Origin of the sequence: Pseudonocardia sp. EV170527-09 (assembly GCF_008369905.1) — a bacterium.
GTDB lineage: Bacteria > Actinomycetota > Actinomycetes > Mycobacteriales > Pseudonocardiaceae > Pseudonocardia.
Window position 1 is genome coordinate 1 of record NZ_VRMC01000702.1, and the last position, 229, is coordinate 229.

Consider the following 229-nt stretch of genomic DNA (forward strand, 5'->3'; position numbering starts at 1 on the left):
CTCTCACTGCGTGTCATGCGACACGTCAAGAATGGTAAGCGCTTCCTATCTCTAGTTCAGAAAGACGGAGACGGATCAGAAAGCTGGTTCGTACGGAACTGGAGAGAACAAGCCATTATGAAGACCCGTATCGCCGCTCGTGCCACCGCCCTTGTCCTCAGCTTTGCCTGGATCTCGTCTGCGATGGCTTACGACAGCCCCTCCCGCTACACCTCGTTCTCACCTTATG

The 229-nt window shown here is 54.6% G+C and carries 1 protein-coding gene; it reads left to right on the top strand.

Annotated features, from left to right (window positions below; translation table 11 throughout):
• Window positions 1–15: 15 nt before the first annotated feature.
• A partial coding sequence (locus FVA95_RS32490; RefSeq protein WP_205016127.1) for a hypothetical protein occupies window positions 16–229 on the top strand: 214 nt, incomplete at its 3' end.